The organism is Bacillus sp. UNC41MFS5 (assembly GCF_000686805.1).
This window is the reverse complement of sequence record NZ_KK366018.1, coordinates 563,152-588,536: the sequence shown is the minus strand read 5'-3', so window position 1 is coordinate 588,536 and position 25,385 is coordinate 563,152. Positions and strand designations below refer to the sequence as shown.

20 protein-coding genes are annotated in these 25,385 nt (G+C 39.6%); 17 read left to right on the top strand and 3 right to left on the bottom strand.

What is annotated here, in order from left to right:
- Positions 1-2: 2 nt before the first annotated feature.
- From BR30_RS0126460 to BR30_RS0126415, 10 genes are all read left to right on the top strand, one after another.
- Positions 3-836 (top strand): fumarylacetoacetate hydrolase family protein, encoded by an 834-nt coding sequence (locus BR30_RS0126460; RefSeq protein ID WP_026567657.1) that lies wholly within the window; start codon positions 3-5, stop codon positions 834-836.
- A 37-nt stretch (positions 837-873) separates the two neighbouring features.
- A complete protein-coding gene (locus BR30_RS34625) occupies positions 874-1,065 on the top strand; it encodes an aspartyl-phosphate phosphatase Spo0E family protein (protein WP_035446142.1) in 192 nt (63 codons plus the stop codon).
- 133 nt (positions 1,066-1,198) lie between these two features.
- A complete protein-coding gene (locus BR30_RS0126450) occupies positions 1,199-2,338 on the top strand; it encodes a cupin domain-containing protein (protein WP_026567656.1) in 1,140 nt (379 codons plus the stop codon).
- 33 nt (positions 2,339-2,371) lie between these two features.
- Complete coding sequence (locus tag BR30_RS0126445; RefSeq protein ID WP_026567655.1) at positions 2,372-3,559, top strand: FAD-dependent monooxygenase; 1,188 nt, start codon at positions 2,372-2,374, stop codon at positions 3,557-3,559.
- Positions 3,560-3,692: 133 nt separating this feature from the next.
- Complete coding sequence (locus BR30_RS0126440; RefSeq protein WP_026567654.1) at positions 3,693-4,904, top strand: CaiB/BaiF CoA transferase family protein; 1,212 nt, start codon at positions 3,693-3,695, stop codon at positions 4,902-4,904.
- Positions 4,905-4,918: 14 nt separating this feature from the next.
- On the top strand, positions 4,919-5,860 hold the full coding sequence (locus BR30_RS0126435; protein WP_026567653.1) for a hydroxymethylglutaryl-CoA lyase: 942 nt from the start codon (positions 4,919-4,921) through the stop codon (positions 5,858-5,860).
- A gap of 24 nt (positions 5,861-5,884) precedes the next feature.
- Positions 5,885-8,515 carry an aconitate hydratase AcnA gene (acnA, locus tag BR30_RS0126430; protein WP_026567652.1) on the top strand — a complete coding sequence of 877 codons (2,631 nt, stop codon included), beginning with the start codon at positions 5,885-5,887 and terminating at the stop codon, positions 8,513-8,515.
- A 493-nt stretch (positions 8,516-9,008) separates the two neighbouring features.
- A complete protein-coding gene (locus tag BR30_RS0126425) occupies positions 9,009-10,061 on the top strand; it encodes a LacI family DNA-binding transcriptional regulator (protein WP_026567651.1) in 1,053 nt (350 codons plus the stop codon).
- Between the two features lie 289 nt (positions 10,062-10,350).
- A complete protein-coding gene (locus BR30_RS35445) occupies positions 10,351-13,509 on the top strand; it encodes a family 43 glycosylhydrolase (protein ID WP_051633789.1) in 3,159 nt (1,052 codons plus the stop codon).
- 350 nt (positions 13,510-13,859) lie between these two features.
- Entirely contained in the window at positions 13,860-14,195 is a 336-nt protein-coding gene (locus BR30_RS0126415) for a DUF1904 family protein (RefSeq protein ID WP_026567650.1), read from the top strand.
- Between the two features lie 211 nt (positions 14,196-14,406).
- Here the strand turns inward: BR30_RS0126415 and BR30_RS0126410 are convergent, their stop codons facing one another.
- Positions 14,407-15,276, bottom strand: a complete 870-nt coding sequence (locus BR30_RS0126410; RefSeq protein ID WP_026567649.1) for an SDR family oxidoreductase — start codon at positions 15,274-15,276, stop codon at positions 14,407-14,409.
- 526 nt (positions 15,277-15,802) lie between these two features.
- Here BR30_RS0126410 and BR30_RS0126405 point away from each other — a divergent pair.
- The 4 genes from BR30_RS0126405 (at position 15,803) to BR30_RS0126390 (ending at position 18,351) form a co-directional block, all read left to right on the top strand.
- A complete protein-coding gene (locus tag BR30_RS0126405; RefSeq protein WP_026567648.1) occupies positions 15,803-16,222 on the top strand; it encodes an RrF2 family transcriptional regulator in 420 nt (139 codons plus the stop codon).
- Between the two features lie 125 nt (positions 16,223-16,347).
- Entirely contained in the window at positions 16,348-16,734 is a 387-nt protein-coding gene (locus BR30_RS0126400) for an IDEAL domain-containing protein (protein WP_231507815.1), read from the top strand.
- Positions 16,735-16,804: 70 nt separating this feature from the next.
- Complete coding sequence (trxA, locus tag BR30_RS0126395) at positions 16,805-17,119, top strand: thioredoxin (protein WP_026567646.1); 315 nt, start codon at positions 16,805-16,807, stop codon at positions 17,117-17,119.
- Positions 17,120-17,226: 107 nt separating this feature from the next.
- Entirely contained in the window at positions 17,227-18,351 is a 1,125-nt protein-coding gene (locus tag BR30_RS0126390; protein ID WP_026567645.1) for an NADH-dependent flavin oxidoreductase, read from the top strand.
- Between the two features lie 249 nt (positions 18,352-18,600).
- On the opposite strand, the gene BR30_RS0126385 is transcribed toward BR30_RS0126390, so the two are convergent.
- Both BR30_RS0126385 and BR30_RS0126380 read right to left on the bottom strand, forming a co-directional pair.
- On the bottom strand, positions 18,601-19,356 hold the full coding sequence (locus tag BR30_RS0126385; RefSeq protein WP_231507814.1) for a DUF3891 family protein: 756 nt from the start codon (positions 19,354-19,356) through the stop codon (positions 18,601-18,603).
- Positions 19,357-19,616: 260 nt separating this feature from the next.
- Positions 19,617-21,101 carry an amidohydrolase gene (locus BR30_RS0126380; RefSeq protein WP_197032410.1) on the bottom strand — a complete coding sequence of 495 codons (1,485 nt, stop codon included), beginning with the start codon at positions 21,099-21,101 and terminating at the stop codon, positions 19,617-19,619.
- Positions 21,102-21,348: 247 nt separating this feature from the next.
- Between BR30_RS0126380 and BR30_RS0126375 the strand changes: the two genes are divergently transcribed.
- The 3 genes from BR30_RS0126375 to BR30_RS0126365 all read left to right on the top strand — a co-directional run bounded on the left by BR30_RS0126375 (position 21,349) and on the right by BR30_RS0126365 (position 25,238).
- On the top strand, positions 21,349-22,716 hold the full coding sequence (locus BR30_RS0126375; protein WP_026567642.1) for a sigma-54 interaction domain-containing protein: 1,368 nt from the start codon (positions 21,349-21,351) through the stop codon (positions 22,714-22,716).
- Between the two features lie 95 nt (positions 22,717-22,811).
- A complete protein-coding gene (gene speB / locus BR30_RS0126370) occupies positions 22,812-23,804 on the top strand; it encodes an agmatinase (protein ID WP_026567641.1) in 993 nt (330 codons plus the stop codon).
- Between the two features lie 39 nt (positions 23,805-23,843).
- On the top strand, positions 23,844-25,238 hold the full coding sequence (locus tag BR30_RS0126365; protein ID WP_026567640.1) for a purine-cytosine permease family protein: 1,395 nt from the start codon (positions 23,844-23,846) through the stop codon (positions 25,236-25,238).
- Positions 25,239-25,385 lie beyond the last annotated feature (147 nt).

Genomic DNA, 25,385 nt, shown 5'->3' with positions numbered 1-25,385 from the left:
TAATGAAAATTGCATTGTTCAACGAAAATCGCGTTGGTGTTGTCGATGGCAGCAGTGTGATCGATATTACTGAATTAACATCTTGGAACAACGAGGAACCGCAAGCCTCCCTAGTCAAGCTGATGGGAGAATTCGAAGCTTTGAAACCAAAAATTGAAACTGGCCTAGGGTCTTGTCCTATTAATCAAGTATCGGACGTGTCGCTTCGTGCCCCTGTCCCAAATCCGAGTAAAATAGTAGCAGCTCCTATCAATTATATCCTGCACAAACAAGAGATGAACACCGCTTCAACGGTGGACGGTCTCGGATTTTTCCTCAAATCGCCTTCTTCGATTATTGGACCTGATGAAACGGTGCTGCTGCCGTTCAGAGACCGAAGAGTGGATCATGAAGCGGAAATTGCTTTCGTAGTCGGTAAGGAGGCAAAGGATGTAAAGGCGGAGGATGCGTCTAAGTACATCTTCGGATACCTTGCTTTAATGGACATTACGGTCCGCGGTAAGGAAGATCGGCCATGGCGTAAATCCTTTGATACCTTTACTCCAATCGGTCCATGGATTGTGACGGGTGATGAAGTGGAAAACCCGAATCAGCTGCAAATGAATCTGTGGGTTAATGATGAAATCAGACAATCAGCCAACACGAGTGATCTTATATACGATTGCTATAGATTTTTTGAGGCAGCTTCCAGTGTAATGACTCTTCTTCCTGGGGATATTGTCACGACAGGTACTCCGGAGGGAGTGGCTCCGATTACGAAAGGTGATACTGTTCGCATTCACATCGAAAGAATCGGTGAATTTTCTGTACAAGTGGACTATAAGCCCGGAATTTAATCTTTATATTTGTATACAGACAGCTAGGAGAATTCATATGGTTTATACAGAACTAGATAAATTAGAACACAGGATCAAGAAACTGAGAAATGAAATGATCCAGTCTGCGGCAGCAACTGGTATAAATAGTCATAGGACAATTTACTATAGTCAGAAATTAGATAAACTCATCATGATTTATCAAAATGAAACGAGAGAAATGGCGTTTAATAGAAATGGAATTATTTGAATATTAGCACTTTATTTTTTTATCCTTATTTTTACATCTACTTTTTGTTTAAATTAATACGATATGATTCGAGTATGAGACTACTTAATGACTTTATTGTTACTGTACGATATTACGAAAGAGGGGAAGTAATATGTCGGAACATAAATTAAAACAACAATGGACAACAGAATTGTTGGATTTCCACCAGGAGCTTAATGATAAGAATATGGGCCCTTTATGGGCTTCCGTATTCAGCTCACATCAGCCAAAGCCGCGAGCGGTTCCATATTTGTGGAAAAAGAAGCAAATCCTCGAAGCTCTAGATAAAGCCAAGGAGCTACTCGAGGTAGGGACGGGATCCATTGATCGGCGAGCCGTGTATTTAATCAATCCGGGTATGAAGCATTTGGAGCCACACGGATGGGGCGGGGCAACGCAAACGCTTTATGCTGCCGTTCAAGCGCTTAATCCAGGGGAAATCGCTCCATCTCACAGGCATATGACTTCAGCACTGCGGTTTATTATGGAAGGCCAGGGTGCATCCGGCATTGTGAACGGTGTAAAATATCATTTCGAACCGGGGGACTACGTGATTACGCCGGAGTGGTGCTGGCACGACCATTTAAATGAAGGAAACGAAACGGTACTGTGGATGGACTGTTTAGATATCCCATTCACTTCGGCACTGACAAGTTCATTCTTCGAACTGTATCCGCAGGAACAGCAGCCGGTTGAGTTTCCTGATGATTACGGCACAAAGCGTTATGCGGGTGGGATGGTAAGGCCGATTTCGGATCGCAAGCCATCACCTGCACCGCTCGGTCGATATACATGGGATTTAACGAAACAAGCATTGGATGGACAGAGTGAATTACCTCCAGATCCATGCGACGGATTCGCCGTGGAATATATCAATCCATCCACCGGCAAGGACGCAAATGGAAGAGTCGGCGCCAGAATGCAGAAGCTGCCGATTCAATATAGGGGAAAAGCGCATCGCCATATGCACAGCTCGGTATATCATGTGCACAAGGGAAGCGGGTATACGGTGATGAACGGTGTTCGTTTTGACTGGGAAGCAGGCGACTTCTTCGCACTGCCGGCCTGGACATGGCATGAGCATGTGAATACATCTGAAACAGAAGAGGCATTTTTGTTTTCTACGAACGATCTGCCAATTTTGGAGCCTTTTGGCTTTGAACGAGAAGAAGCTTATCCAGAAAATGGCGGTTACCAGGAGATTCTATCAGTTTTTGAGCCTGAACTCTCAGATGTAATAGCAATAGATTAGTAGAAATAATCTAATTTAATATATGGGGTGATTATGGTGGGAGAAGTTAAAGAGGTTATCGTTGTAGGTGGTGGAATAGGGGGTTTAGCTGCTGCTTACGGAATTGCTAAATTAGGAAAAAAAGTAACACTGCTCGAGCAGGCGCCACAGTTTGGTGAGGTTGGCGCCGGATTGCAGGTAGGTCCGAACGGCCTACGGGCGCTTGATGCTTTGGGAGTACTGGATGAAGTCTATAAACTGGCGGTGTTTCCTCGCCGTCATGTGTTCATGGACGCGTTAAGCGGCAAGGAGCTGTCGGCCGTTCAATTTGGAGATTCATTCCGTGAGCGTTTCGGATATCCGTACATTGTTATCCATCGTTCTGATTTGCATAGTGTTTTGCTGAAGGCTTGTCAATCTTTAGATAATGTTTCATTTTTTACCAATCATAAATTGGAATCCGTTGAAGAATTCGCTGATTATGTAGAATTACGTTGTGAAAACGGAGCGGTACTGCAAGCGGAAACAGTCATCGGTGCGGATGGTATCCGTTCGATGGCACGTAAACTAGTAAGTCAGGCAGATCCAGTTATCTCTCAGTATGTGGCATATCGCTTTACTGTTCCGATGTCGGAAATGACGATTGATATCGATTGGGACGAGAAATTAACGTGGATTGGACCTGGCATTCACTTGGTACAGTATCCGGTGCGTCATAAGAGTGTTATAAACCAAGTAGCGGTATTCAAAAGCTACAAATTTAATGAGAACTCCGATGATTGGGGGACTGTGGAGGAACTCCATCAGATGTTTAGCGATAGTTGTTCGACCATTAATGAATCACTGAAGTTTGCAGAACGCGGTTTGGTCACAAAGCTGTTTGATATCGAACCACTGGAAAAATGGTCAACCAATCGCGTAACGCTGCTAGGAGATAGCGCTCATGCGATGCTGCAATATCTTGCACAAGGGGCTTGTCAAGCGCTTGAAGATGCAGTTTGTTTAACAGAAAAAATGCGTGCGAACGGTTCAAATATAGCGAAAGCATTGGACGAATACCAACAAGAACGCATTCCAAGAACGGCACAGGTGCAGCGTGGAGCACGGACTTGGGGAGAAATCAAGCATGCAGAAGATTCGGTTACAAGACTTCTGCGTAATACAATCATGCTGAACCGTTCAGCAGACGATTACAACTATTTAGATTGGCTATACAAAGAGAGAGTGCTTACCACTGTTTAAAAATAAATTGGTAGGTTCTAACTCAAGTATTTCAAAGGCTATATTCCTTTATGCATTTGGATATAGCCTTTACGTATACCTTTTTTGAAGAGAAATCATTTGATTTTATATAAATTCAAGGGCGTGATCATACATGAAATTCAATAAATCGAAAGGTCCCTTAGAGGGTATCCGTATTCTCGATTTGTCAACCGTTATTGCGGCTCCCTATGGTGCTACACTTCTTGGTGATTTTGGTGCAGAAGTCATTAAAATAGAAATGCCCGATGTCGGTGACCCACTGCGTAATCTAGGACCCTATTATAAAGGAGAAGGATTAAGATGGCCTGGTATGGCTCGTAATAAGAAATCAATTACGTTGGATTTGCACCAGGAAGAGGGCAAGGAAATACTAAGAAAACTGGTTAGCAAATCTGATATGGTCATTGAAAACTTCAGAACCGGAACATTGGAAAAATGGGGGATTGGCTATGAGGATCTGAGAAAAATCAATCCTGATTTAGTTATGATCAGGGTAACAGGTTATGGACAGACCGGCCCTTATTCACACAAAGCAGGTTTCGGCACACCAGCCACAGCCTTCAGTGGTTTTACGTATTTGCATGGATACCCTGATCGCCCGCCGATCAGCCCTTCTTTTTCCTTAACTGATTATGTTACGGGGATTTATGTTGCTTTTGCTGCGGTTACAGCCTTGTATCACAGGGATTGTCAGGAGCAAGGGTCAGGTCAATATGTAGATGTCAGCTTATATGAATCGATGTTCAGAATGATGGAATTTTTGGTGACGGACTATGATCAGACTGGAACCATTAAAGAGAGATCACCGGGATTGAGTGGTCATTCAGCACCTGCAGGGAATTTTCTGACCAAGGATGGACAGTGGGTGATTTTGGTTACGAGCTCCGACAAGACCTTTGAGCGTTTGGCAAAAGCCATGAAACGGGAAGATATGCTGACGGATGAACGCTATCATACCAACTCGGTCCGTTTGACGCGATTTGATGAAGTCAATGGGATTGTCTCCGATTGGGTGAAATCGAAAACAAAGGATGAACTGCAGCATCTCCTAGACGAATGCGGCGTACCGATGAGTCAAATCTACAGCATCAAGGATATTTTTGAAAATCCTCAGTATCAGGCGAGAGAAAATATTGTTGAAGTCGACCATCCGCGTCTGGGTAAAGTCAAGATCCCAGGCGTTGTTCCAAAATTTTCTGAAACACCGGGTTCCATCAGGCAAATTGCTCCGGATTTAGGCGAGCATAATGATGAAATTCTAACAAAACTCTTGGAGTTGGACGAAGGAACCATTGCTAGTTTAAAAGAGAAAAAAGTGATATAAAGGAGTGTTCGAACTTGGCGAGTAATAGAGAGATTATAATTACTGAGGTTTGTCCAAGGGACGGGTTTCAAAGCGTCAGTGAATGGATTCCAACGGAAGAAAAAGTCAGAATTATTAATCAACTGATTGATTGCAGCCACAAACAGATTGAGGTTACTTCTTTTGTTCATCCCAAAGCGATTCCGCAATTGAAAGATGCGGATGAAGTGTTGAAAAGAATCAAACGCTCGGAACATGTGAAGCTGAGGGCGCTGGTTCCAAATACCCGCGGTTTGGAAAGAGCCATTGAAGCTGGCGTAGACAAGGTGAAGCTGATGCTGTCTGCTTCCGATTCCCATAGCATAAGCAATGCAAACTGCAAGACGCTAGAGGCTTTTCAGAAGTTTGAACCGCTAGTTGATCTAGCAGAAAAAAACGGCATGAAGGTATCGGGGTCGATCTCTGTTGCGTTTGGATGCCCCTATGAAGGTGAAATTCCAGTTGAACGTCTTGTGATGATATGTGATTGGTATCGTACCTTAGGAATTAAGGAAGTTTCACTTGCGGATACAACGGGTATGGCAAATCCATTGCGAATTAAAAACAATGTTCGTGAATTAATAAGGAGATTTCCGGACTTCACTTTTTCCCTTCATCTTCATAATACAAGAGGCATGGCATTTGCCAATGCCGTGGCCGGATGGGAGGAAGGCATTGTTCATTTTGACAGCTCCACTGGCGGATTGGGAGGCTGTCCTTATGCACCCGGAGCGAGCGGCAATATAGCTTCTGAGGATTTGATTCACGGATTTGAGGAAATGGGAATTCATACCGGTGTTTCATTAAATAGCGTACTGGAGGCGGCAAAGGATATTCAGCAGAGTCTTCCGCAATATGTAGACAGCTTTGTTTTGAAAGCAGGCAAATGTTCGGACTTATCTGCAAGTCCAAAGGCTCAGCAAAAAGTGAAGTTATAGTTAGGGAGAAATGGGGGATTACGAGTGTATCAGCAAATGTTAAGTACTGCCAATGGATCGATTACCATTAACAGTCTGCAGTCGTTGGGACAAAGTGGTATTGTGAATGTGGATGACTTGCCATATACGACGATGATTCTGCTTGAATCGCTCATGCGAAATCAAAGCAGACTCGGGCTTACAGAACTGGATTTGATCCGAGTGGCTTCAAGAAGCTCCGATGAATCGGTTGAAATTCCGCTTGTGCCCACACGAGTTATTATGCAAGATGCATCGGGTGTTCCGGCTTTAGTCGACTTGGTGTCGCTTCGTCAACGACTGATGGAGGAAGGAATCGATCCAAGTCACGTTAATCCCGTCATTCCCGTTGATTTGGTTATCGATCATTCGGTTCAAGTTGATTACTATGGATCGGCATCTGCTTTTTCAAACAATCTTCATATAGAATATGAACGAAATCAGGAAAGATACAGGTTTTTAAAATGGGCGCAGCAATCCTTCGAAGACTTTCGCGTTATCCCCCCGGCTAATGGCATCATCCATCAAGTTAATTTGGAATGCTTGACCAAAGTCGTACAATTAACGAATCAAAATGATGAGAGCATCGCTTATCCTGAAATGGTAATAGGTACGGATTCCCATACCACAATGGTGAATGCGTTAGGAGTGCTGGGGTGGGGGGTTGGAGGAATCGAAGCGGAGGCAGCCATGCTAGGTATCCCAGTTAGTATGTCAGTACCTGATGTGGTAGGGGTAGAAATTACTGGGCAGCTGAACGAGGGAGTTACGGCGACAGATATTGCCTTAACGATAACGGAGCTCCTAAGAAAGCACAATGTCGTGGGTAAATTTGTCGAATTTTTTGGTCCCAGCTTGAAGAGGCTCTCCCTCCCCGATCGGGCGACCATTTCCAATATGGCGCCAGAATATGGGGCAACTTGCGGCTTCTTTCCGGTTGATGAAGAGACGTTAAAATTTTTACGTATGACGGGCAAACAAGATGAGGAAGTAGATCTTGTGGAGCGATATTGTAAAGAACAAGGATTATTTCATATACCCGATTCCAGTGGAAATGGGAAAGCTTATTCTGATTTCATAAGGTTTGATATACAGACGGTGGAAGCAAGTGTTTCGGGTCCAAGTCGACCGCAAGACAGAATGCCGATTTCTGCGGTAAGACAATCGTTTCCCAAGTCCCTTTCACGTAGGTCTAACGGGATGAATACCCGGAGGACGCAATTGAAGGATGGCTCTATCGTGATTGCTGCCATAACAAGCTGTACGAATACATCAAACCCCTTCAATATGATAGGGGCAGGGCTTTTGGCAAAGAAGGCGGTGGAGTACGGCTTAACCGTACCTAATACCATTCAGACTTCTTTGGCACCTGGATCAAAGGCGGTTACGGCATATTTGCAAAAAGCAGGATTACTTCCATATTTGGAAAAGCTGGGATTTTATCATACTGGTTACGGATGTGCAGTATGCGTTGGCAACAGTGGCAAACTGGCTGAAGAAGTAGAAAATGCGATTCAGGAGCAGGGTTTGACGGTTGCTGCTGTATTAAGTGGAAACCGTAATTTTGAAGGACGCATTCACGCCTTAGTAAAAGCAAACTATTTGGTCTCTCCTCCTTTAGTTATCGCCTTTGCTATCGCAGGCACCATGGATATTGATTTGGCGAGAGAACCATTGGGCAGATCTGCATTGGGAAAAGAGGTTTATTTGAAGGATATTTGGCCGAGTTCCGGGGAAATTGCCAGCCTAGTGGATTCTACAATTTCATCCGATTTATATCGAGAAGCCTATGAAAATGTATTTGTAGGGGACGAGAAATGGCAGGGTCTAGAATATGATGATCATCCGATTTTTAGGTGGGATGACCAGTCCACCTACTTTAAAGCATCCCCTTTCTTCAAAGCGGAGATAAAAGAATACCAGCCAGGAGATATTCACCAAGCGAGAGTCCTGTTAATGCTCGGTGATTCCGTTACAACAGACCATATTTCTCCGGTCGGCCACATTCCTTATGAGAGTACTGCCGGACAATACCTTGTTGAGCAAGAAGTCGAACCCGCCAACTTCAATTCTTACGGTTCGCGCCGAGGAAATCATGAGGTACTTGTCAGGGGGACTTTTGCCCATCCAAGGCTAAAGAATAAATTACTAGAAAAAACAGGAGGTTCAACCCTCTATGTACCGAGCGGGGAAGAAATGGATGTCTATTCCGCATCCATGATCTACCAAGAGGAAAATACGCCTTTGATCATTTTAGCCGGCAAAGACTATGGAATGGGAAGTGCAAGGGATTGGGCCGCTAAGGGTACCTACCTACTTGGCGTCAAAGTAGTCATCGCGGAAAGTTTTGAACGAATTCACCGCAGTAACTTGGCTATGATGGGGATTGTGCCGCTTCAATTCATGCCTGGAGAAAATTATGAATCGATGAATCTGAATGGTCTAGAGACGTATTCCATTATAGGTTTGAACGAGCCGCTCAGTCCGTTCCAAAGGGTGAGGGTTGAGGCCATTAAACCGGATGGCTCAAGGACCCTGTTCCAGACAGTATTGCGTTTGGATACCCGCATGGAGATTGAGCTTTATTCGAAAAAGGGTGTTTTTCAAAGTATCCTAGACCAATGGGTAGAGAGATAAGTAGTTTAGCGCGGCGTAAAATCCAAAATCAAACACTGCACCTAACCTTCAAAACTTACTCTACAGACAGCCAAAAATAAATATCCAATATTAATAAGCTCCCCAATTAAAATGGAGAGCTTACTTCGTTTTCTTTACTTATTTGTCTGGATGATTGTTTATTAGCTATTATGAGTTTGCTTACACAAAGCATTAGTTCAAACATATAAAGATAGCTTTATTAAAGCCATAATAGTCTTAGTATTTAATAGTATACCATTTATATATCCGTTGGTTTGCACGTTTGCTCAGACTTAATTTTGATTGAGTGTTAAAAGTTGCAATTGGAGCAAATCCAAATAGGGACATTTGTAGTGGAAGTGGAAAGTTCCTGATTTTTTATTTATCAGGAAAATCTAATGATAAAAATCCTTTTTTCCTATAAGAATTTCCAGTATGATGAAAATAAGTTTAATGCCCATAAAATCAATTAAGGTCAGATAGGTGATTGTGATTGAAACATAATGTAACAGTATATGATATTGCAAAAGAGGCGGAAGTATCGGTATCGACGGTTTCTCGCGTTTTGAATGGGACAGCACCTGTTAAAGAAAGTACACGAGAAAAAATCATGGCTCTGATTAATAAATACCAATTTCAGCCCAATGCGTTAGCCCGAAGCCTTACAAAAAAGGAAACAAAAATGATTGGTGTTATTCTCCCTGATATTACCAACCCCTTTTTCCCCGAAGTTTTTTGGGGGGTGGAAAATGAGGCGAATAGTAAAGGATACACATTTTTCTTATGTAACACTTCTGGACAACCTGAATTAGAATCTCAAAGTCTAACTATTCTTAGAGAAAAACAAGTTGATGGTATTATTTTTATGGGTGGACGAATCAACCTGTCCCATTGCTCACAAGAACTGGCAAAAGAAGTGGAAGATATCGCCAAAAAAATTCCAATCGTACTGGTCAATGGAAATCTTCCTGATAGCTCCTTACACCGAGTAATCATAAATGAGGGCAAAGGTGCCGAAATGCTGACGCAGCATTTAATTGATTTAGGTCATAATGAAATAGCGTTTTTTGGTGGATATGATTATGTGTCAACCACTACACACAAGGTCAAAACGTTTAAAAAAACGATGAAAGCCAATGGATTTAAAGTACCAAATGAATGGGTTTTATATGGAGATTTTTCTATGGATGCGGGAAAAAAGATGATGGCTGAAATTTTAAAAAGAGAGAATAGACCAACTGCCATATTTTGTGTAAATGATGTAACGGCCGTTGGTGCCGTCAAAGTAGCAGTAGAGGCTGGTTTAAGAATTCCTGAAGATATGGCTATCGTTGGCTTTGATGATACGATTCTTGCCAGTACAGTCATTCCCGAACTAACGACGGTCTCACAAAAGAGCTTAGAACTTGGAAAAAACGCGGTGAATATCCTGCATAAACTAATCAATAATGAAAAAGTAAAAAAGGTAACCGTGATCGAACCTGAACTTGTAATTAGGGATAGTACTATACCAAAGTCGCTAAAAAAAACCAAGTTGGATAAATGATATTGACACATCAAAAATCAGCATGTACTATTTACTTATCATTTATTTGAAAATTATGTATATTTAAAAAGCGTGCTTGATTTTTTTTGTTCATTAATGAAACCGATTTCATGAAATGGGTTTCATAAATAAAAGAACTCTAACTTGAAAGGGGTGATTATTCTATAAAGTTGGTCCTAAGAAATTGAAAACTGGATAAAACATTCCAATGTTGTGGTCCTCTTAGAATATACATCTATGAAACTATCGGTCTATCGAGGTTTATTGAGAATTGTAAGGAGGGGTACTGTTGTTAAAGATAAACAAAATAATTTTAACTCTTTTGGCTTTGATCCTCATAGTTTTACCCGCGTTTTCTACTAGTAGTCCTGTTTTTGCGGAGACTGTGAATACGGATTCGGACATTCTGTATTTTGTAAATGCAGGTGATGGTACACCTAACACCGTTGAAGGAACTGACAAAATGGGTCTATATTCTAGTAAAACGGAGCAGATGTACGGTAAAGATGAAGTTACAGGGAAAAAGTGGGGATTGGTAACCACTACTAGTGGTACTAGTGGTTCTAGCAGCAGTGATAAATTAGGATCACTTCGATATTATAATGGTCCGCAAGTCCGTGATAAGGCATTAGTTTATAAATTCGAATTACCGAATGGTGACTATGACCTTACTCTAGGATTCAAAAATCCATGGAGTGGGCGAAGTGTCAATATTATCAGTGAGGGCCAAAATCTATCAAATGGCGATTATGATATTGGAAGCTATTCCACGGTAAAAGAGGTCGAATATCAACAAATAACTGTTAACGAGGGAGAATTAGAAGTTAAGATCCAAGGACCTTCAACAGGAAGCTTATCAAACTATAATGATCCACTTGTTAATTACATTATCGTCAAGAAGTACCAAGCGGTTCCTCTTTTTGATTTGGAAGCAAAATTAGCCTCTGCAAAAGAAGAAGCGCAAAAAACAGAAACTTACACTAAATATAGTTTAGTGGAGCTTAATAAAGCTATTGAACAGGCAGATAATTTGGTTGAAAATATCAATGAAAATGGGTTAGATATTAACACGAAAACAGTTCAGGCACAAATACGGGCAAGTTTGAAGAACTTAGATACAGCATTAGCAGGACTTATCGTATTCGCTCCAAACGATTCTTTTCGACCTGGACAGGTTTGGACAGATACATATGGTGCTCCAATCCAAGCACATGGCGGCGGTATCATGTATGACGAGGAAACGAAGAAATATTATTGGTACGGTGAAGATAAAACCAACGGATACCTTCCAGCTAGAGGTGTTAGGGTTTATTCATCAACAGATCTTTATAACTGGAAAGATGAAGGTCTCGCTCTAACAGCCATTGAATCGATGGACCAATTTGAAACAGATCCACTTATCTCCAAACTTTATGAAGACAGAGAAGATAAAGCCGACATAAAAAATGATATAGGTACAGACAGGATTATTGAAAGACCAAAAGTAATCTATAATGAGAAAACAAAGAAATATGTGATGTGGATGCATACCGATGGTCCTTCTGCTACGTCAAATGCAAATTATGCTAAGGCGGAAGCAGGCTATGCATTAAGTGATTCTCCTACCGGGCCTTTCGTCTATCAAGAAAGTAACCGTATGGACCGAGTTCCTGAAGGTGCGGAATATAATGGACAGCCAGACCAGCCTGGTATGGCACGTGATATGAACTTGTTCAAGGATGACGACGGGACAGCCTACTTAATCTATTCAAGTGAAGAAAACATGACAATTTATATTTCGAAATTGAATGATTCATATACGGATATTGTAGGCTGGCATAAGGACGGCAAGGTAGAACGCGATACCGCATACAAATCTGTCTATGGTGAGGATTATGTAAGAGTATTTCCGGGTGCACAGCGTGAGGCTCCTGCGATGTTCAAATATAATGGAAAGTACTATTTAATAACTTCAGGTGCGACAGGATGGGCGCCGAATTCAGCAAGATATACGGTTGCTGATGACATATTCGGAGAATGGAAACCTATGCGCGATCCTGCAATCGGTGAGAAAGCTTCCACAACATTTGATTCACAAAGCACCAATGTTATTACAATTGATGCTAAAAAAGGAAAATTTATATTTATGGGTGACAGATGGAAGGAAAGCGATTTAAAGGATTCTCGATATATTTGGCTCCCAATCGAATTTGGCCAAGGTGATGAAATTAGTTTGCAATGGCTTGACGAATGGAAACTGGATACTCTAGACAGAATGGGGAAAGTCACAGTTAATACGGAGCTGCCAGCCAAAGTATCTGTTGATCAAGTACCTAATTTACCGAAAAAGATTAATGTGACCAATTCAGAAGGGATCCAAATGGACACGCCAGTAACATGGGACGTCAATGTGGAAGCATTCTCGAAGCCTGGAACTGTTGTGGTTGAAGGGACTCTCTCTGAATTAGCTAATAAAGTGATTAGAACAAAGATATTAGTTTTGCCGGACCATGTAAGATATTTTGTTCATGGCGGCGGGGCGAAAACGAATGATTATGAAACATGGTCGTCTTATATGCAAGGTACACTCCTTAATAAAGATGTCATCGATCAAAAGTATGACCCAGCAAATGGACAAACATGGGGATATATCGGGGATCGTACAAAACCGTCGGGCAGTAACAGTGGTGATTTATTTTCTTCATTACGTTACCTTTTAAGTAATTCCGGTGATGATCTCTCTTATAAGTTTGACTTAAAAAATGGTAAATACACTGTATATACCGGACTCTACGATCCGTGGTACAGTTCAACTAAGGGAAGCAGAAAAGCAGACATATTAATTAACGGTGAGACCAAAACAAAGGGCTATGTATTTACGAGTTCTTACGATGTCAAAGGCTATAAACATGTGAACGTAACGGATGGGAAACTTGACCTCACTGTTCGCAGGGTAGCTGGTTCACCTGATCCTCAAATCAGCTGGATTATGATTGTGGAAGAAGATACAACATCTCCTGTAATCACAGTAACTGGTAATAAGGAAAGTTATACTGTTGATTCAAATATATCTATCACTTGCAGTGCAACTGATGATTTGGCTGGAATTGCTTCTGTCGAATGCCCGTCTATAGAAGGGCCGGCATATGAATATAGTATAGGAGTAAATAAATTCACAGCCAAAGCTATTGATCATGCAGGTAATGCAACAGAAATAGAATTTCAATTTACGGTAACTGTGGACTTTGATAGTTTAAGCCGATTAACCGAATCTTTTGTAACGCGGACGGGGGTTGCTCATTCGCTGACTACCAAACTTAATGGAGCAAAAGAAGCAGCAGCGAAAGGTAATCAGACTGCCGCAGAAGGTAAACTTAGAGCGTATGTTAATGAGTTATCTGCTCAAAGTGATAAGTCACTTACGAAAGAAAAGGCAAATCTATTAATTTCTTTGTCGGGAAATTTGTGAAATGAAGTAAATGTTACTTGAACATAAAAAGTGTCAGGCACTATCAAATCTAGATGGCTGCCTGACACTTTTTAGTTGTGAGTTTTTAAACACAAACCCTGCTAACTTTGCATGGACGTGTTATTAAATATGCTGCTTTATTTCCTAACCTTCGGTAAATAGGCAGCCCAGTAACCCTATCGCCACTAATAGGAACGCTTATGAATGAATTAATTCTGGATAATGAAACATCCATACTAATTGATCGATATTCCATTAGCAGGTTTGAATTGGCTATTTAGATAAATTAGTGTCATTATGGATTTTGTTATATATTTTAAAATTTATCACACGGTACGGGAGCGATTTGTATGCCACATTTAATCCTTAGAGGAGTTTCAGTTGATCAGGTAAAAACGATTAGTACTTCATTAGTACAAGAATTGGCAGATTTATGTGCATGTGGAACGGACAATTTCACCTTAGAAATAGTCCAAGCAACTTATGTATTTGATGGAAATGAAGTGCTTGGATACCCATTAATTGAAGTAAAATGGTTCCAACGCGGTCAGGAAATTCAAGACCAGTTTGCCAACCTTGTAACAAAACATATTCAAGCACTCGGAATCCCAGAGGTAGAAGTCGCTTTCAGTACATTCCTGGAGTCCGCTTATTATCTGAACGGAAAGAGTTTTGCCTCTTCGTGAGGCTAAAGTTTTATCACAAAATAAATTAACATAATATTATTATGTTAACTGATTTATATTTGTTGATGTTGGTATATTTTTTAGAAAATTTCAATTAGTGCCTGCCCTCCAAGCTTAACTTTGTAGTGTGCTAGGGGACAGGCACTAATTCAGAGGGCAAGGCACTCGGGCTTTAGTCTATCAAATACATACCTTCCAGTTAGGAATCTACCTACCCATTAACGACTTTTCCACCATTTACGTGCAGAATTTGTCCAGAAACATAGGATGAATCTGCATTTGATGCAAGGTATACATATGCAGGTGCAACTTCTTCCGGCTGTCCTGGGCGCTTCATCGGTGTATCCTGTCCAAATTGACTTACTTCTTCTGCCGTAAAAGTAGAAGGGATAAGTGGTGTCCAAATAGGTCCTGGAGCGACTCCATTTACTCTGATACCTTTTTCGGCCAGTTGAGAGGCAAGAGACCGTGTAAATGTTGTAATCGCACCTTTTGTAGAAGAATAATCAAGCAGCTTTGGATGTCCCTGATAGGCAGTGATAGACGTGGTATTAATAATCGCACTTCCTCGCTTTAGATGAGGCAATGCAGCACGTGTTAAATGAAACATAGACAGGATATTTGTCCGGAATGTCTTTTCCAGCTGTTCTGTTTCTATGTCCATAATGCTTTCTTGGGGATGCTGTTCAGCCGCATTATTCACTAGGATATCAATTCCGCCTAGTTCATCCACTGTTTGCTGTACAGCTTCTTTGCAGAATGATTCATCCCCGATGTCTCCAGCAATTAATAGGCATCTTCCACCTTCCTCCTCAACCAGCTGTTTGGTTTCTTCGGCATCATTGCTTTCGTTTAAATATATAATCGCAACATTTGCGCCTTCCTTCGCGTAAGCTATAGATACAGAACGCCCAATTCCACTGTCACCACCGGTAATAATGGCATTCTGTCCTTGCAGCTTGTTACTTTCTTTGTAGTTCGTATTTTCCGTATCTGGAAGTGGCCTCATATCCTTTTCAATTCCCGGTTGCTGGTTTTGTTCTTGTGAGGGTAATTTGCTTGGGTACTGTCCATTGTTCATTTGATATTACCTCCTATAAAATTGGGATAATAATTCAGTACCCATTCAACAAAAAGGATAAACTATAAATCTGCAAACTATGTTGTAAATGAAAAAAATGTAGAAAATTCAAATAAAATGGAAAACGAAAAAAGTTAAAAAGCTCGAGTGAACGGGAATGATAAAAGTAGTAAAAAAATTAAATGCATCTCAGATGAATATTGTTACAAAATAAGTTGTTTAAAAACTTCTTGAAACCGAACAATACTCTAATGGGGGAATGAAAAATGAAAATCCATAAACCTGAATGGCTTTCATTAAGTAAAGAAATAAAAGTGAAACTTATTCGTTTAGCGATATTGGAAAACCAGAGTAGATACTCATCACGGTAATTAGCAAAAGTAAAATAGGAGACGTTCTTTAGCAAGCCAGTAATGGATATTAATAGGGGCTATAGTGGAATTTTTATTTTTGAGTTATTTTTTGTTGACATTATAAACTGTAAATAATAAAATTACATTAATCTTCTTGAGGAGGAAGCATTCAAGTGAATAGTGATTTTACGATAGCCGTCCATAGTTTAGTCTATCTAGCATATTTACCAGATCATATGGCTAGCAGTGAGTCAATCGCTACTAATGTTTGTACAAATGCGGCACGGATTCGCAAGATCATGAGCTGTTTGCGCAATCATGGATTTGTTAGGACAAAAGAAGGTATTGGTGGAGGCTATATTCTCGACTGTAATTCTCAAGAGGTATCATTGGCAGATATTTATCGGACCGTTTCACGCGGAAGCCTAAAACCAAACTGGTGCACAGGTGATCCTGAGCAAAAATGTGTGATATCGTCAAATACCCAGGTGGTTATGGATCAGATTTTCAATGATGCTGAATTGTATTTTGAAAAATATTTAGAGAATATTACCCTTAGTACTGTTTTAGAAAAAATTAAACATTGTCCATGATTTAGTTTTTTCTTTTATACTTACTGTATATTATTTTATTACAGTATAATGCGATGGTGGTAATAAACTTTTTTTAAAAACTAAACTGTAACTTTTTTTATAACATTTAAGGGGTGTAGATGAAAATGGCCAACAATTATCAATTTGAAAATGGGGATTGGATACAGGGTATGTCCAGAGATGGAGAACTGATTCATGGGTATGTTGAAACCGTAGACACTCACAAAGGAATGTTACAAGTAAATGTGGTTGATAGTGACAATGAGAAAGCGATTGGAAAATCGATTTGGATCGTAAATAAACGGGCTGAAAAGCTACCCGAGACAACTGGTAGAAATGAAAGTGAGCTTTTAGCTTTAATAGATTTGGCTTTACTATTTAAAGATGAGCAGTGGTTTAAGGAATTATCGGCGAAATTAGTATCTATTAAAAAAAATCATGAAGTGCCTATCAAAAAATCTGAATTTCTAATCACTGGAAACAGAATGAGGAATTTTGATATAAAAATGTAATTTTCATATATTTGTCAGAGTGAACAAATAAGTTTTTTAAAAATAAAAAAATTAAAATGGAGGAAAAATAATGGCAATTTCACACGTAACAGATCAAACTTTTGCTGCAGAAATGAAAGAGGGATTGGTGTTAGTGGATTTTTGGGCTCCATGGTGCGGGCCTTGTAAAATGATTGCACCGGTGTTGGAGGAAATCGATTTTGAAATTGGTGATAAAGTTGGGATTCTCAAACTTAATGTGGATGAGAACCCAGAAACAACAAAATCATTTGGTGTAATGAGCATTCCAACGTTGATTCTTTTCAAAGACGGTGTTGAAGTAGATAAGGTGATCGGCTTCCAACCAAAAGAAGCATTAACAGAATTAATTTTAAAACACTCTTAATTTAAATAGATTTTATCAACACGCTAAACTATAAGGTGAAGTTATAGAGAGGGTAACGTAATTTTTTGCCTATATAACATAAAGGAACACACAGGAGGAGTAAAGACATGAAGAATGTAAAATATGCACCATTATTTGAGTCATTTACGATAGGAAAGGGGATTCACTTAAAAAACCGAATTGTCATGGCACCGATGACCAATTTCTCATCAAATCCTGACGACACTGTCTCAGATGCGGAGGTCAAGTATTATCAACGACGTGCAAAAGGAGTGGGAATGGTCATTACAGCATGTACCTATGTGACCAGGAATGGTAAAGGATTTCATGGTGAATTTGGTGGAGACCGAGATGAAATGATACCAAGTTTGGGACGTCTAGCATCGGCCATTAAAGAGCAGGGGGCCAAAGCAATTTTACAAATCTTCCATGGCGGCCGCCAGGTCCCACCTGAATTAGTGAATGGTGACGTGGTAAGTGCTAGTGCAGTTCCATCAGAAGGTGAAGGAAAACCCGTTCCCCGCGCATTGACTGAAACAGAGGTCGAATCTATTATTCGCGATTTTGGAGAAACCACTCGACGAGCCATTGAAGCAGGGTATGACGGAGTTGAATTACATGGTGCAAATGGATACCTGATTCAGCAATTCTTTTCTCCTCATTCTAATCGTCGGGATGACCGATGGGGTGGCACTCTTGAAAAACGACTATCATTTCCTTTGGCGGTTGTGGATGAAGTAAAGAGAGTTGTTGCTGATTATGCGAAGGAGCCTTTCATGGTTGGCTATCGTTTTTCCCCTGAGGAATCTGAAACACCTGGAATCACAATGGCGGACACACTAGCACTAATAGATGCACTTGCAGAAAAAGACCTTGATTATCTTCATGTTTCATTGTTGGATTTCAGGTCAACACCTAGACGAGGAGTGGAAGATACACGTTCACGAGTTGAAATCATTCAAGACCGTATCGGTGACAGAGTTCCAGTAATCGGTGTCGGTTCCATTTATACAGCGGATGATGCCTTAAACGCATTGGAAACGGGAGTCCCATTAATTGCATTGGGACGTGAACTGATTATTGATCCTGAGTGGGTGCAAAAAGTGGAACAAGGTAGAGAATCTGAAATTGTCACCAAAATAAACAAGAATCATCAGCACGAGCTGGAAGTACCAGATCCTTTGTGGCAGGCAATTATTCATTCGCCAGGATGGTTTCCGGGAGTAGAATAGATTAGTTAAATACTTTAACAAGAAGGAAACTCCCACCGATCCAAGAAGGGAGTTTCCTTTTTGTTTTGATTTAAAATCACTAAAAAAGGAATCCCTTGAATACAACGATATGAAGCCATGAGTTCTTGATCTCAGTGGCTTTTCACATTGTCTTGTAATATAAAATTCATAGTGGTGGTCAAAAATGGGGGGCCGAACAGGCAGGCTGTGTTGATGGGGGAAAATTGATTTCTCCTTTTTAGTTTTCTCCTATTTAAACTCTATCCTCCTAATAGTAACAGGGGTGTCTTTGTATGCCTGTAAGATACCGTGCTCCTCTATTTGGTCTTTTCTTACAGCCCGATAAGGCAGTTTTACTTCACATTCACTTTTTAAAGGGGAGAAGGAGAGCGAAACCGTTTCTTGGTTTTTCCAATGAGCAACGATGGGTTTGTCCGTAACAAAAGGAAATAACTGTGGAAATCCATTTCGGAAAAAGGGATGTATCCTATTATTATTTCCAGGTTCATTTAAACAAATATACAGGGATAGATAATCGCAAAATTTTAACAGATCTAAGTGGTACATTAAAGTTTCATTCTTTTTCTCGTCTCCCACTATGTGCATTTCCTTTAAAAGTTGCTCCTGTCTTTGCTTTTCTTCATTCCAAAATTCCCTGACTGTCGGTTCTGTAGCATCCTGAATGAATGATGAATAGTGTAAACTGCATAACAGTCCAGCATACTTGCTCATTTTTTCAACTTCATTCAACCCTTTTTTATAAAAAGATATTTTCAGAGTTATCGGGTAGTCGATAAAAGAGTACGGCTTTTCCGTTTTATCATTCCAAACAGGAGACTTGTCCAGGTCTATCCAGCCTCTGTCATGTTCTTGGATGGCCAGTTGCACTTCTTGGGTTCGTGTAAGATCAAAAAAATAATCATCTTTACAGTTTCGGGCGATTTCCCCTGCAATTTTGGCGTGATCATTCTGAGTTACCATAAAATAGCTTTGTTCCCTATCCATAATAATCATTTTCGATAATCCTTTCTTTGCAAAACTTCACCAGTTTGTATTTCTCTTGTTTTATATTTACCACTTTTCCGGCAAATTTAATAAATTGATCTTAGTATTGACTGATATTAGCCCGACAAAATATATAGTGTACCAACCGCAAAACAAACAGCCATCGCAAGTTTGATGGCAGTTTGTTTTGATTCTTTTTTACATTAAAATGGCTTGATTTGACTGCTAATCTCCCAAAAAGCATTTTTGTGTTGTGTACTTCATTCACTTGTTGGTTTTTGTTGATGATATGGAAGGGTTTTCTCTACTTCTGCTACTTGTTTATAGATTCCTTCCATATCCTTTAGATTTTTCTTATAATCATATGTCTTAAGTTTTTTGTTTTCTACAATCAATTTCCCATTAACGATTACATCTCTTACATTTTGTGGTCCTGCTGCATATGTTAACGTTGCGTAAGGATCATAGGTTGGAAATGTGTTAGGCGCATGGATATCAACAATAATAATATCCGCGTATTTCCCGACCTCTAGTGAGCCGATTTTTTTATCCAATCCAAGTGCTTTGGCTCCGCCGATTGTGGCAAGTTCGACCACCTTACTTGGTGGCATTACACTTTGATCTTTGTTTACCAATTTGTGGACTCTTGCAGCATATCCCGCTGTTCCGAATACATCCATGGTGTTTGAGCTCATAGGCCCATCTGTACCCAATCCCATTTTAATCCCTGCTTTATCAATCTTAATCGCAGGTGCAACACCAGTTGCTCCTTTTGTATTCGCTATTGGATTATGAGCAATTGTAGCGCCTCTTTGTTTAATGATGTTTATGTCCTCATCATCAATATGGATGGCATGTGCAAGCATTGTATTCTCATCTAAAATTCCTAAAGAATCCAGGTATTTGATAACGGTAGGAAACTTCTTACCAAATTTGGTTTCTACTCTTTGGGCTTCATCAGCAAATTCTGCAGCATGCATCGCAAAGGGTACCTGATATTTATTGGCTAAATCCTTCGATGCCTTAATCATCTCAGGGCTAACTGTGTATGGAGCATGTGCCACCACCGAAGGAGTAATTAGTTCATGATTCTTATATTGTTTAATAAAGTTCTCTGCATATTTTAGCCCGCCATATGGTTCCGGAGCATCGACAGTTGGAAAACTAATAACTGTTTCTCCTAGAACTCCTCTAATGCCAATCTTTTCTGTCGCCTTTGCTACTTCATCTTCATGGTAATACATATCTGCATAGGTCGTAACTCCTCCCATTGCCATTTCTATGACGCCATGAATAGATGCTTTATAAATAAGGTCTCTTGAAAGTAGTTTTCCTTCTAATGGAAAAAACACATCAAACAATCGATTACCTACTCCCTCTTCACCAATACTTCTAAACGCAACCATTGGAACATGATTATGAGTATTGATCATTCCCGGCATCACGATATTACCATTGGCATTTATGACTTTCCCTGCTTTATATTGTTTTTCTAACTTTTCATCGCCAATTGCGATGATTTTTTTATCCTTAATGACTACTGTTCCTTTGGCAAAGCGGTCCTTTTTCGTATTCATTGTTAAAATAAGCCCATTCTTAATCACAAGATCGGCCTTTTGATTATTCCCTGGAATTCTCGCTGCTTCCACACTCATCGCTTTCGTATTAGGATAAATGGATCCTATTAAAATAGATGCTGTAACCAAAACGACCACCGACAACTTAAATAGTATTCTGAGTCTCATATCTTTCCTCCTTTAAATGTACCATAATACCCACGGACTTTAATAAATTACCCATTATCAACCAAAATAATTATAGACGCCTGATTTAGTTGTAAAGAACTTTGTCATTAAACATACACAGAGCCAAGTGCCTGTCGTTTATTTAAGTGGGCTTACAGATAAAGAGACCATATAAAAATATTTAAAATAGTTTGAATTGTTAGTCATTTTTGATTATGATTAAATCAAAAATGACTAGGTGATGAAAATGTATAAAAGCATGGATAATTCGATCCTTTTAAACCATATTTTAGAACATTCTTTCGATGAAATCTTTATTGCGGATGTAACGGGAATGGTTTTATATGCCAGTCAATCTACTGAAACTGTCTTTGGTATTCCTTGTGAGCAAATCGTAAATAATAATATTTTTGAACTTGAACAACAAGGGCTGTTTTCTCCCTCTGTCATTGCAAGCGTGCTAAGAACTAACAAGGAAGTAACGCTTATTCAAGAAACAAATCATAGTAGAAAACTAATTATCTCCGGATATCCGGTTTATGATCAATCTGGAATATTAATAGGTGCAACGAGTTTTTCAAGGGATATAACCGAATTTGAGTCCTTAAGAAAAGAAAATGAGCAGGTAGCTAAAGCATTACTAAAATTTCAAGAAGAAAATGAAAAATTACGAAAACAGGCGACTCAACAATTCCTTATTAGTAATGGAAAAATGGAAAAAGTATTTGAAGTTGTGTCAAAGGTAGCCGATATAAACATTACTGTATTACTCGAGGGTGAGTCGGGCGTTGGTAAAAACCATATTGCTTATAAAATTCATCAAATGTCATCAAGAAAGGCTGAACCTTTCATTGAAGTAAACTGTGGTGCAATCCCTGAATCTTTATTTGAATCAGAGCTTTTCGGGTATGAGGACGGAGCTTTTACCGGGTCTAAAAAAGGAGGTAAAAAGGGGTATTTTGAAGCAGCAGGAAATGGAACTCTTTTTCTAGATGAAATTGGTGAACTGCCATTGAATCTTCAAGTAAAACTATTATCGGTTTTGCAAAATCAAACCTTAATGAGAATTGGCGGAACAAAAAAAATTGAGGTGAATTGCAGAATCATTTGTGCTACTAATCAGAACTTAGAAAAGATGATCAAAGAAAGGAAATTTAGAGAAGATCTTTATTACCGAATCAATGTCGTAAAAGTAGAGATTCCACCGCTAAGGGAACGGAAGGAAGAAATCATTCCACTAATTTACGAGATTACTAAACAATTGAATCGTAAATATCAATTGAATACATACTTTACCCCAACAATGGCTGCTTGGCTAAGCCAACAAAATTGGCCGGGAAATGTCAGAGAATTACGAAATTATATTGAAAAGAAGATGATCACATCTAGTGGGAGCGTAATAGACCTTGATTGGCGTGAAGAGGAAACAAAAAGGGATTCCTACACCCAATCTACGAACGAAATTCCGTTAAATGATTATATAGAAACACTAGAAAAGGAGTATATTGTGCGAATGTATCAGAAATATCCCAGTAGCATTAAACTTGCAGAAATATTAGGAATCAGCCAATCTACTGCAAATCGGAAAATACTAAAATATGTGGAGCAAAGGTAGTCGTTTTTGACTATAACGTTCTCTTAAACGCTGTCTTTAGTAGTTGGCATGTAAATTGCATTCTTTAATGTTAGAAAACTAAAGGAGGCTATTTTATGTCAAATCAAGATGAAAAGCAATTTTTGAATTTACCTTTTACTGGAATCTGCACTTTTGGAAAATATCCTGTTTGTTCAGATATGAATCAACTAGATGCGGATGTAGCTGTTATTGGGGTTCCAAATGATATGGGTACTCAATGGAAATCTGGAGCAAGAATGGGTCCAAGGGGGATTCGCGAAGGATCTACACTTTACAGTTTTGGATTAAATGGTGCTTATGATATTGAAAAAGATATTACATATTTGGGGCCAAGATGGAAAGTAGTCGATTGCGGCGATGTGGACATGGTTCACGGAGATATGATGCAATGTCATGAAAATACAGAAGAAGCGATTATAAAGATTGTTTCAAAAGGAGCCATGCCGGTTGTATTAGGCGGAGATCATTCTATTACCATTCCAGTCGGAAAAGCATTAGAAGAGTTAGGACCTTTTCATGTCATTCAAATCGATGCACATTTGGATTGGGCGGATCATCGTTCCGGGCAAAGGTATGGGCATGGAAGCTGTATCCGTCGTTTATCTGAAATGGATCATGTTCAGAAAATTTTCCAATTTGGAATTCGAGGAATTTCCAGCAGTTTGAAGGAAGATGTGGATGCAGCACGAGAATATGGAAGTGTTATCTTATCACCGCGCCAAATTAGGAAAATGGGAATTGAAAGTGTGATAGAACTACTTCCGGAAGGAGAAAAATACTATATTACTCTAGATATTGATGGTTTGGATCCTTCCGTAGCACCTGGAACAGGTACCCCTTCACCAGGAGGATTTAATTACGATGAAGTAAATGAATTACTGGAAGGAATAGCTAAAAGAGGAAAAGTAATTGGCTTTGATTTGGTCGAAGTAGCACCGCCATATGACCCAGCTGGAATGACCGGTCAAGTTGGTGCACGACTTGCATTGGATTTACTTAGCTTCGTTTTAAAGGAAAAAGAGAACATTGATGATCGTAAGTTGAATATGGAAGAAGTTCACTCCTAAGATAAGTCACCAAAATAATATATTTCAGGGGGCAGATCTATGAAAATTGAGACAAGAAGTATTGAGTACATTCCAGCCAATGAACGTCATGGAAAACCAAGAGGATTGTTTTCAGTTTGGTTTGCTGCAAATATGCACATTACCACACTTGTGACAGGATCATTATGTGTCACTTTTGGCTTAAATCTTTTTTGGAGTGTTGTAGCTATTATCCTTGGTAATTTAATAGGAGCCATTTTTATGGCTTCACATTCTGCTCAAGGACCTAAACTCGGTATCCCCCAAATGATTCAAAGCCGTGCACAATTCGGAGTTATTGGTGCCGTGATTCCCTTAATTCTAGTTATTTTCATGTACTTGGGGTTTTTTGCAAGCAGTGGTTTGTTAGGGGCACAAGTATTGAGCAGTGCCTTAGACCTTAATTTAACTTTAAGTATCATTGTCCTTAATATCATCACCTTTATCGTGACAATAATTGGACATGATCTTATTCATAAAATGCAAAAGTATTTGACATGGGTGTTCTTTCTTGTTTTCATAGCTGCTACGTTTATTGTCTTCCAATTACCCGTTCCACCAGGAAGCTGGTCTCCAGCTGAGTTCAATCTACCCGTCTTTATGTTAAGTGTTAGTGTGGTAGCAACTTGGCAGATCTCTTATGCACCATATGTTGCTGACTATTCAAGATATTTGCCAATTGATACCAATTACTCAAAAACCTATTGGTATACGTATGCCGGGACGGTTTTAGGCACTGTTTGGATGATGGTTTTAGGAGTCTTATTGACTACTGCCATTCCGAATTTCCTAAGTAATGCCGGCACGAATCTCGCTAATCAGTTTGGAAGTTTTTCGTTTCTTTTAATCGCAGTTATCATCCTAGGTCAGTTCTCTATCAATGTTTTTAATTTATATGGCGCCTTTATGTCAACCATATCTACTGTTGAGCCTTTTTCAAAAATAAAAGTAACCCCAAAAGTAAGGATGTCTTTTATCTTAGGAATTGGAACAGTTGGAACTTTTCTGGCTATTTTGGGTCAGGGAAATTTCTTGTCCAATTTTGTCAACTTTATCTTATTTATTAGTTACTTTTTAATTCCATGGACAGCCATTAACCTCATTGATTTTTACGTCCTGCGTCACGGGGAGTATAGTATTAAAGATATTTTTGATTTAAATGGAAAGTACGGAAAAGTAAATAAAATCACTGCTGTATCGTTTCTCATTTCTATTATTGCCGAAGTGCCATTTATGAACACCTCATTCTATGTAGGAGCTGGTGCGAAAGCAATGGGGGGCGCCGATATAGCCTGGATATTAGGATTGGTAGTTCCATCCGTACTCTATTATGTAATGATGAAAAGAAAATTGAGGGATGCGGACCAGGTATCAATCCCGTATGAAGAAAGTAAAATTAGTTTAGTAAGGAAGTAGAAAATAGATTTATTTTAAAGGGATAGGGAGGAGGAATACGTGTCCTTTCCTTTCCTTTTTTTCACTAGAGTTCAGAATTACCGAAATGACCTTAATTAAATTCTTTGGATCTGCACCCCAAAAAAAGGGGAAATCTTTTTTGGAATA

What these genes read in the sequence shown, in the direction of transcription:
- BR30_RS0126460 (WP_026567657.1), top strand. Translation starts at nt 3, where the DNA reads ATGAAAATTGCATTGTTCAACGAAAATCGCGTTGGTGTTGTCGATGGC.
- BR30_RS34625 (WP_035446142.1), top strand. Translation starts at nt 874, where the DNA reads ATGGTTTATACAGAACTAGATAAATTAGAACACAGGATCAAGAAACTG.
- BR30_RS0126450 (WP_026567656.1), top strand. Translation starts at nt 1,199, where the DNA reads ATGTCGGAACATAAATTAAAACAACAATGGACAACAGAATTGTTGGAT.
- BR30_RS0126445 (WP_026567655.1), top strand. Translation starts at nt 2,372, where the DNA reads ATGGTGGGAGAAGTTAAAGAGGTTATCGTTGTAGGTGGTGGAATAGGG.
- BR30_RS0126440 (WP_026567654.1), top strand. Translation starts at nt 3,693, where the DNA reads ATGAAATTCAATAAATCGAAAGGTCCCTTAGAGGGTATCCGTATTCTC.
- BR30_RS0126415 (WP_026567650.1), top strand. Translation starts at nt 13,860, where the DNA reads ATGCCACATTTAATCCTTAGAGGAGTTTCAGTTGATCAGGTAAAAACG.
- BR30_RS0126410 (WP_026567649.1), bottom strand. Translation starts at nt 15,276, where the DNA reads ATGAACAATGGACAGTACCCAAGCAAATTACCCTCACAAGAACAAAAC.
- BR30_RS0126400 (WP_231507815.1), top strand. Translation starts at nt 16,348, where the DNA reads ATGGCCAACAATTATCAATTTGAAAATGGGGATTGGATACAGGGTATG.
- trxA (WP_026567646.1), top strand. Translation starts at nt 16,805, where the DNA reads ATGGCAATTTCACACGTAACAGATCAAACTTTTGCTGCAGAAATGAAA.
- BR30_RS0126390 (WP_026567645.1), top strand. Translation starts at nt 17,227, where the DNA reads ATGAAGAATGTAAAATATGCACCATTATTTGAGTCATTTACGATAGGA.
- BR30_RS0126385 (WP_231507814.1), bottom strand. Translation starts at nt 19,356, where the DNA reads ATGGATAGGGAACAAAGCTATTTTATGGTAACTCAGAATGATCACGCC.
- BR30_RS0126380 (WP_197032410.1), bottom strand. Translation starts at nt 21,101, where the DNA reads ATGAGACTCAGAATACTATTTAAGTTGTCGGTGGTCGTTTTGGTTACA.
- BR30_RS0126375 (WP_026567642.1), top strand. Translation starts at nt 21,349, where the DNA reads ATGTATAAAAGCATGGATAATTCGATCCTTTTAAACCATATTTTAGAA.
- speB (WP_026567641.1), top strand. Translation starts at nt 22,812, where the DNA reads ATGTCAAATCAAGATGAAAAGCAATTTTTGAATTTACCTTTTACTGGA.
- BR30_RS0126365 (WP_026567640.1), top strand. Translation starts at nt 23,844, where the DNA reads ATGAAAATTGAGACAAGAAGTATTGAGTACATTCCAGCCAATGAACGT.